General features: G+C 65.2%; 2 protein-coding genes. Both read left to right on the top strand.

From position 1 onward, the window contains the following. Positions 1-876 (top strand): aromatic ring-hydroxylating dioxygenase subunit alpha (locus EV685_RS00310; RefSeq protein ID WP_130480012.1); only part of this gene is annotated, 876 nt, incomplete at its 5' end. 13 nt (positions 877-889) lie between these two features. Beyond that, positions 890-1079: nuclear transport factor 2 family protein (locus EV685_RS00305; protein WP_207224730.1), on the top strand; the 190-nt coding region annotated here is incomplete at its 3' end.

The raw sequence follows: 1079 nt of genomic DNA, 5'->3' as shown, positions 1-1079 counted from the left end.
GGCGTCAAGCAGGACGGCCAGGTCCACGGCGGCATGCCCTCGGACTTCAAGACCAGCGACCATGGCCTGACCAAGCTGAAAGTCGCCGTGCGCGGCGGCGTGGTCTTCGCGTCCTTCGACCACGACATCGAGTCGCTGGAGGACTACCTCGGGCCCACCATCCTGGGCTACTACGACCGCCTGTTCAACGGCCGCCAGCTCAAGATCCTGGGCTACAACCGCCAGCGCATCCCGGGCAACTGGAAGCTGATGCAGGAGAACATCAAGGACCCGTACCACCCGGGCCTGCTGCACACCTGGTTCGTCACCTTCGGCCTCTGGCGCGCGGACAACAAGTCGCAGCTGCGCATGGACGACAAGCACCGCCACGCGGCCATGATCTCCACGCGTGGCGCGGCCGGCAAGGCCGATCAGGTCACGCAGGTCTCGAGCTTCAAGTCGGAGATGAAGCTCCACGATCCGAGCTTCATCGACATCGTGCCGGAGGCATGGTGGAGCGGCCCGACGGCCGTGATGACCACGATCTTCCCGAGCGTCATCCTGCAGCAGCAGGTCAACAGCGTGTCGACGCGCCACATCCAGCCCAATGGCCACGGCAGCTTCGACTTCGTCTGGACGCACTTCGGCTTCGAGGACGACAGCGAGGAGATGACCCAGCGCCGCCTCACGCAGGCCAACCTGTTCGGGCCGGCCGGCTTCGTGTCGGCCGACGACGGCGAGGTGATCGAGTTCTCGCAGCAGGCCTTCGAGTCCAAGCCCTTCCACCGCGCGGTGGCCGAGCTCGGCGGCAAGGGCGTCGAGAACACCGAGCACATGGTCACCGAGACGCTGATCCGCGGCATGTACCGCTACTGGCGTGACGTGATGGAAGCCTGAAGGAGACATCGCCATGAGCCACCACACATCGCTGAACTTCGAGGACTGGTACGCCCTGAACCAGCTCTACGCCGACTACGCCAGCGCGGTCGATTCCGGACATTGGGACCTGTGGCCCGAGTTCTTCACCGACGACTGCGTCTACCGCCTGCAGCCGCGCGAGAACCATGAGCGCGGTTTCCCGCTGGCCACGCTCGCCTTCA

Source organism: Sphaerotilus mobilis (genome assembly GCF_004216565.1).
Taxonomy (GTDB): Bacteria; Pseudomonadota; Gammaproteobacteria; order Burkholderiales; family Burkholderiaceae_C; genus Sphaerotilus; species Sphaerotilus mobilis.
The sequence above is the reverse complement of the archived record's forward strand: the minus strand, read 5'-3'. Positions and strand labels throughout refer to the sequence as shown.